Annotated in this window: 5 protein-coding genes; 3 read left to right on the top strand and 2 right to left on the bottom strand. The window is 45.6% G+C overall.

What is annotated here, in order from left to right; genetic code table 11:
- Positions 1-228 precede the first annotated feature (228 nt).
- On the bottom strand, positions 229-1,461 hold the full coding sequence (locus JMW94_RS14250) for an RtcB family protein (protein ID WP_201604839.1): 1,233 nt from the start codon (positions 1,459-1,461) through the stop codon (positions 229-231).
- A gap of 254 nt (positions 1,462-1,715) precedes the next feature.
- Between JMW94_RS14250 and rtcR the strand changes: the two genes are divergently transcribed.
- Positions 1,716-3,437: an RNA repair transcriptional activator RtcR gene (gene rtcR / locus JMW94_RS14255; protein ID WP_201604840.1), complete on the top strand. Its 1,722-nt coding sequence runs from the start codon at positions 1,716-1,718 to the stop codon at positions 3,435-3,437.
- Between the two features lie 73 nt (positions 3,438-3,510).
- On the opposite strand, the gene JMW94_RS14260 is transcribed toward rtcR, so the two are convergent.
- On the bottom strand, positions 3,511-4,338 hold the full coding sequence (locus tag JMW94_RS14260) for an IclR family transcriptional regulator (protein ID WP_201604841.1): 828 nt from the start codon (positions 4,336-4,338) through the stop codon (positions 3,511-3,513).
- A 175-nt stretch (positions 4,339-4,513) separates the two neighbouring features.
- On the opposite strand from JMW94_RS14260, the gene JMW94_RS14265 reads away from it, so the two are divergent.
- Together JMW94_RS14265 and JMW94_RS14270 are read left to right on the top strand one after the other, a co-directional pair.
- Positions 4,514-5,698 (top strand): acyl-CoA dehydrogenase, encoded by a 1,185-nt coding sequence (locus JMW94_RS14265; RefSeq protein ID WP_201604842.1) that lies wholly within the window; start codon positions 4,514-4,516, stop codon positions 5,696-5,698.
- A gap of 188 nt (positions 5,699-5,886) precedes the next feature.
- A complete protein-coding gene (locus JMW94_RS14270; RefSeq protein WP_201604843.1) occupies positions 5,887-7,113 on the top strand; it encodes a CaiB/BaiF CoA transferase family protein in 1,227 nt (408 codons plus the stop codon).
- The last annotated feature ends 200 nt before the right edge of the window (positions 7,114-7,313 follow it).

The raw sequence follows: 7,313 nt of genomic DNA on the forward strand, positions 1-7,313 counted from the left end.
TAATTCTCTCCCATTGGTCATCACGTAGGGCATGTCGTCTTGTCATAGTCATTGAGCTCAAATTCCTAAATACGATCTAAGTATAGCTTATTCTGAAATATCTATGCTAATTGATGACACGCCCTAGATACGCCTCTCATTATAGTTTCTAATTATTGGTAGGTCATTAAAGCATAGCTTGACTCTTGCTAAGCTAAAAAGGTTCCCCAGACCTTTTATTAACGCTTCTCAACCCTTAACACAAACTACCTGACGCAGTGTATGTACCACTTCTACCAAGTCACTTTGCGCTTGCATTACATGATCAATATTTTTATAAGCCGCTGGAATTTCATCAATCACATCCGCGTCTTTTCGACATTCTACGCCCGCAGTCTGCGCAATTTGATCAGCGACCGTAAATACCTTTTTGGCTTCAGTACGTGACATGATACGACCTGCGCCATGCGAGCAAGAGCAAAACGACTCTTCGTTCCCTTTACCACGTACGATGAATGATTTGGCACCCATCGACCCCGGAATAATCCCGTATTCACCAACGCGGGCACGTACCGCGCCTTTACGGGTCACAAATACTTCTTCGCCATAATGTTGCTCTTTTTCCACATAGTTATGATGACAGTTCACCGCTTTTACGGCAGCATCAAACGGCTTAGGTATGATTTGGCGTAGTGCTTTGATGGCTTTCTCCATCATGATTTCGCGGTTTTTAAAGGCAAAGCGCTGCGCCCAACCAACCGCAAACCAATAGTCATCGAAATGCTCTGTACCCTCGGCAAAGTAAGCCAAATCTTTATCAGGCAAGTTGATGAACCACTTACGCATGTCCTCACGTGCCAGCTCAATAAAGTAGCGACCGATGGCATTACCCACACCGCGTGAGCCTGAGTGCAGCATGATCCAAACTTGATTGGTCTCATCAAGGCATACTTCGACAAAATGGTTGCCCGTACCCAGCGTACCCAAATGGTTAAGGTTATTGGTGTTTTTTAGGCGAGGGTGCTTTTGGGTGAGATAGTTAAAGTCATCAACCAGCGTTCCCCAGCCGTTCATAACCGTGTCGCCAGGGTTTGCCCACGCGCCAACATCACGGCGTGACCCGCGACCACGCGTTTTACTACGCCCATGCGGAATGGCTTTTTCAAGCTCGGTACGCAGACCGCGCAAGCTATCGGGCAAGTCATTCGCGGTTAGGGTGGTCTGTACTGCCATCATTCCGCAGCCGATATCGACGCCAACGGCAGCCGGAATGATTGCGTCTTTGGTTGGCAATACCGTACCGATAGTCGCGCCAATACCGACATGCACATCGGGCATCACCGCAAGCCATTTATATACAAAAGGCATTTTTGATGCTTTGATCAATTGATCGTGTGCTTTTGGATCGACAGGCACGCCCTTGGTCCAAAGTCTGATAGGGGTTCCACCGTCTTGAATAATATTATGAGTGGTTGGATGCATGTTATGTTCCTTAGCGTTGCAAAGTTTGTTTATTATGAAAGATGATTCTTACTTTATATAATGCTAAGGGCGTGCCAAGTTTTTAATATACTCAAAATTTATTTATAAGTAATTGATAGTAAATGATTTAATTTCTTAAGTGTTTTTCGGATAGATAAATTTACTTAACTATGGGCTAAAATATATAGAAATAAATCTAACTAGATAGAAAATAATATATTATTTACTAATGATAATCAGTGATAAGTAATATTATGAACAGTGATTCGAACAACAAAACTGCCGTCATCGGCTTCCTCGGCACTACTTTAGACAATGGTTTTAACGATAAGCGTTGGCAGCGTTGGCGACCAACCGTCAGTTTAGGCCTGCATGATGAGTTGCTCGTCGATGAGCTGCATATTTTATATAGCAAACGCGATAAACAGCTGTTTAAGATTATCAAAGATGATGTCGCGCAGGTCAGTCCGCAGACACAAGTGATTGGTCATCATGTGGCATTGGCTAGTCCATGGGATTTTGCGGATGTCTATGCTGAGCTATATGACTTTGCGGCAGCGTTTGAGTTTCAAGATAATACGGACTATTTGCTACATCTGACTACGGGCACGCACGTGGCGCAGATTTGCTGGTTTTTACTGGTAGAGGCAGGCTTTATTCCAGCTGATTTGATTCAGACCTCCCCTTGCCCAAGACCTGACCAAGCTGATCCGCAAGGGCGCTATCAAGTGATTGACTTGGATGTCTCACGCTATGATGGCTTGCGCGAGCGTTTTGAGGCAGAAAAGCAGCAACATTGGCAAACCTTACAAGCCAATTTAGTCACCCAAAATGCCGCTTATCAAAAGCTTATCTCCAATATCGAAAAGGTCGCCACGCGATCAACCGCACCCATATTATTGATGGGCGCAACAGGGGCGGGCAAGTCGCAACTGGCAGGCCAAATCTACGCGCTCAAAAAAGCCAAAGCTAACAGTACGCAAGGCAAAAACACGCTTGAAAAATTTGTTGAGGTAAACTGCGCCACGCTGCGTGGTGACACTGCCATGAGTGTGCTATTCGGTCATGGCAAAGGGGCATTTACAGGCGCTGCAACGAGTCGAGATGGGCTGCTAAAATCAGCCGATGGTGGTTTATTGTTTTTAGATGAAATCGGTGAATTAGGGCTTGATGAGCAAGCGATGCTATTGACCGCACTGGAAGAGCAGCGCTTTTATCCGCTTGGCAGTGATATGCCGATTAGCGTGTCGTTTCAACTAATGGCAGGCACCAATAAAGACTTGCGCCAAGCAGTCGCTAATGGCGAGTTTCGGGCAGATCTATTTGCGCGTCTCAATACGTGGACGTTTTTTCTGCCATCACTCAAAGATAGGCTAGAGGACTTACCAGTCAATATCGATTACGAGCTGGCGCGTTTGGGTAGCGAGCAACAGCAGCACTATCGATTTACGCTAGAAGCAAGGCAGCGTTATGAAACTTTTGCAATGAGTCAGGATGCGACATGGCAGGGGAATTTTCGTGATTTGACCGCCAGTATAATTCGTTTGACTACACTTGCTGAGAGTAAAGTGATTCGCAATGATGATGTGCAAGCGGAGATTGAGAGGTTAACTCATCTTTGGGAATTACCTGACAGTTCAAACGGCTCTAATAGCTTAAATGGCGGTAATGTCAGGACTAAAAATAGCCTAAGCAATAACAGCCCTGATACTAGTTTAGATGGCGAAACCATCGAGCAGGGTAGCCATAACGTTTTACGCCAATATCTCGATGAAGATATGCTAACAACTATTGATCCATTTGATGTAGTGCAATTGGCGTATGTGATTGAGGTTTGTATCAACCATAAAAACCAAGCAGCGGCTGGGCGCTATCTGTATGCCAACTCACGCGATAAGCTAAAAATCCCGAATGATAGCGATAGATTGCGTAAGTATTTGCTGAAGTTTGGGCTGCGGTTTGATGGGTTAAAATAAAGCATCTCTCATAAGATAAAACCCATCAACTAAATCAATATGCTTGTACCATAGATTTATCGTTTGTTCTCTTTTAAACCCCACCACCAATCCGCTCCGCCAACGCCTGCAATTTTGGCACAATCATCGCCGCATAGTCATCTGCATCCCAATTAGCACTTGGCACACTGGCATTGAGCGAATAAGTATACTGCCCAGTCGCGATATCAAAAACCCCAACCGCTACTGCCAATATATCAGTAGAAAAATCACCATCTGATACCGTATAGCCATGTGCTGCATAGTGCGCTGCAGCGCTGGCTAGGGCGGTTTGCGCATGGTGATATTCTTCAGCAGACAAATTTTCTTTTAGATTGCTAATGATAACTGCCTGTCTTGCTGGCGAGCTAGCCGCATAAAAAGCGCGTCCAATAGCGGTGCGAGCTACGGGCACAGCTGAGCCGACTTGTAAATTGACCGATAGGCGAGCAGGGCTACGACAGCAAGCGTGATAGCGCATCTCTCCTTCGACTTCGGTTGCCAGATTTACCGATACTTCATTCTCACTAGCGAACTGACGTAATAGTGGCTCAGCCGCTGAGATCATATCGTGGCGACTCCATGCGGTAGCACTTAGACGTACAGCACTACTGCCTAGTTGATACTGTCCGTGTTCAGTTACACGTAAAAATCCAAGCGTGGTTAAGGTATGGATAAGGCGAGTAATAGTTGCCTTTGGCAGATCTGTCATCTGACACAATTGCTGATGGGTGAGTCGATCATGATGTTCAAATGCTGCGAGTAAAGTCAGTCCACGCCCCAATGCAGTCACGAATTGTCTGTCATTATCTTCTTTACTCTGCTCAAGAATGGTGGTCATTCGATCGAGTAGTGGCAGAGCTGCCGATACATTTTTTGTCATTTTATGCTCATTTTTTTGGATAAAGGTTTACAGCGCGGTAAAACTTTGCTTAAATAGATTTAAATTATGAAACTAAGTTTCGCACAGCGGAATAAGCAAGTCAATAACCTGTGCAGTCAATTTACTTATTAATCACTACTCGTCGGTCAGGAAGACTGACATCAAGGAGATCCACATGGCAACATCTACGCGTCCAAGTTTCGATTGGGAAGATCCGTTTTTATTACGCGACCAGTTGACTGATGAAGAGCGCATGGTCACGGACAGCGCCCGTCAGTTTTTTCAAAAAGAGCTGATGCCTGGTATTGTTGAAGCCAATCGCAACGAGCACTTTGATCGTAATATCATGCGTCAAATGGGTGAGATGGGCTTGCTTGGTGTGACGATTGAAGGTTATGGTTGTGCTGGTTTGTCTAGTGTCGCTTACGGCCTAATTGCCAAAGAAGTTGAAGCCGTTGACTCAGGCTATCGTTCAGCGATGAGTGTGCAGTCAAGCTTAGTCATGCATCCTATTTGGGCATACGGCACCGAAGAGCAAAGAGAGCGTTATTTGCCTAAGCTGGCCTCGGGTGAGTATGTCGGTTGTTTCGGTCTGACTGAGCCTGATTCGGGTTCTGACCCTTCATCAATGTCGACACGTGCGCGCGCTGTGGATGGCGGTTATGAGTTGACAGGCAATAAAATGTGGATCACCAACAGTCCTATCGCTGATGTGTTTGTCGTTTGGGCAAAAGATGATGCCGGTGAGATTCGTGGTTTTGTTTTAGACAAAGGCATGAAGGGCTTGTCTGCGCCGAAAATCGAAGGCAAGTTCTCATTACGTGCCTCTGTCACGGGTGAGATTGTCATGGACAGAGTATTCGTTCCTGAAGCCAATGCCTTCCCAGATATCCGTGGCTTAAAAGGACCGTTTGGTTGCTTGAATAAAGCGCGTTACGGTATCGCATGGGGCGCGATGGGTGCGGCAGAATTTTGCTGGAAAGCGGCTCGTCAATACACGTTAGATCGTAAGCAGTTTGGTCGTCCGCTCGCGGCAACACAGCTCGTGCAGTTGAAGCTTGCTAATATGCAGACTGAAATCACGCTAGGTCTACAAGCCGCGCTACGTGTGGGTCGCCTAATGGATGAAGACAATGCCGCACCTGAGATGATTTCACTTATTAAGCGTAACAACTGCGGTAAAGCACTGGATATCGCACGTATTTCGCGTGACATGCATGGCGGTAATGGTATCTCTGATGAGTTTCATGTCATTCGTCACGTCATGAACTTGGAAGCGGTCAACACTTATGAGGGCACACATGATATCCATGCGCTTATCCTAGGCCGTGCACAGACAGGTATCCAAGCGTTCTTTTAAGCGTTTTTAGCTAAAAATGTTTGGTGCAACTGTATTCTATGACGTACGTGACAGCTTGGCTTTTTGTTAAAAAGGGCATTAACAGTAGCGTACGTTTTTTAGTTGTTGTTCATGATGTAATTTCTTAGCAATTACATCATGAATAACAATTTTATTATCAAAAATACGCCACACAATAAGGGATTATTATGACTGTCGATAGCAATAGCGATAACAGCAATGAATTGGCAAAAGGCGCATTGCACGGCATCAAGGTGCTCGATTTATCGAGAGTGCTGGCAGGGCCTTCTTGTACACAAGTGCTTGCTGATCTTGGTGCCGAAGTTATCAAGATTGAGCGTCCACATATTGGCGATGAAACTCGCCACTGGGCACCGCCAACATTTAGCGATGATACGTCTGCTTATTATGCGACGATTAACCGTAATAAAAAGTCACTCACGGTCGATATCACTACTGATGCAGGGCAGGCCATCATTAAGAAACTGGCCGCTGATAGTGATATCTTGGTAGAGAACTTCAAAGTGGGCGGTCTAAAAAAATACGGCTTGGATTATGACAGTCTAAAACAACACAATCCGCGCCTGATTTATGCGTCATTGACGGGGTTTGGTCAGACAGGGCCAGATGCCGCGCGCCCTGGTTATGATTATATTATCCAAGGGTTGTCAGGGCTGATGAGTATCACAGGTCCTAGTGATGGCGAACCGCATAAAGTCGGCGTGGCAGTGGTCGATTTGTTTGCAGGGTTGCAGCTGACGATTGGTATTCAAGCGGCTTTGATTGCTCGTGAGATTACGGGATTAGGGCAACAGGTAGACGTTGCACTTTTAGATAGTGCGCTTGCCATGCTAGCCAATGTGGGTATGAACCATTTGGCATCCGACAAAGTCCCACCAAGACTCGGCAATCAGCATCCCAATATTGTGCCTTATCAAGTGTTTGCTGGGCAGGGTGACGCGCACTTTATCTTAGCGTGTGGTAATGACAGTCAGTTTGCCAAACTTTGTGATGTGCTTGCAGTTGATTGGCATACCGACAAGCGTTTTATGACCAATCCACAACGCGTTGCTCATCGTGAGCTGCTGTGTGGCGAATTGAGCAAAAAGTTTGCCGAGCAACCTCGTACTTATTGGTTAGAAGTTTTAGATCAAGCAGGTATCCCATGCGGAGCGATTCATAACGTGGCTGAAGCCTTAGCCATGCCGCAAGCGCAAGCAAGGAATATGATTGTTAATTTCACCGAGCAAGGCAGTCCAGTACGCGCACTTGGTAACCCTATCAAGTTATCCACATCACCAGTCAGCTATCGTACGCCGCCACCGCAATTGAGCGAACATACTGATAGTACGCTTGCTAATTTGGGCTATGACAGTGAGATGATTGCTAAGCTAAAAGCCGATGGGATTGTTTAAAGTAGTGTCGGCAGCCTTATATTTACAGGGATAGAAACTAAACACAAAAGCTAGGAAATGGAATTTCTTTAATAAAATAATCTCTGCACACGACAAAAAAATCATCCCCACCCGATTTTCATAGGTTTAGGGGTTAAAAAGCTAACTAACTGTCGAAATACAGTCTTATCATTGTTAAAGAACACCAAGTGAAGGCCCTC

Source organism: Psychrobacter immobilis, assembly GCF_904846185.1.
Taxonomy (GTDB): Bacteria; Pseudomonadota; Gammaproteobacteria; order Pseudomonadales; family Moraxellaceae; genus Psychrobacter; species Psychrobacter immobilis_B.

Coding starts and splice junctions, on each gene's coding strand:
- JMW94_RS14260 (WP_201604841.1), bottom strand. CDS start 4,338: ATGACAAAAAATGTATCGGCAGCTCTGCCACTACTCGATCGAATGACC.
- JMW94_RS14270 (WP_201604843.1), top strand. CDS start 5,887: ATGACTGTCGATAGCAATAGCGATAACAGCAATGAATTGGCAAAAGGC.
- rtcR (WP_201604840.1), top strand. CDS start 1,716: ATGAACAGTGATTCGAACAACAAAACTGCCGTCATCGGCTTCCTCGGC.
- JMW94_RS14250 (WP_201604839.1), bottom strand. CDS start 1,461: ATGCATCCAACCACTCATAATATTATTCAAGACGGTGGAACCCCTATC.
- JMW94_RS14265 (WP_201604842.1), top strand. CDS start 4,514: ATGGCAACATCTACGCGTCCAAGTTTCGATTGGGAAGATCCGTTTTTA.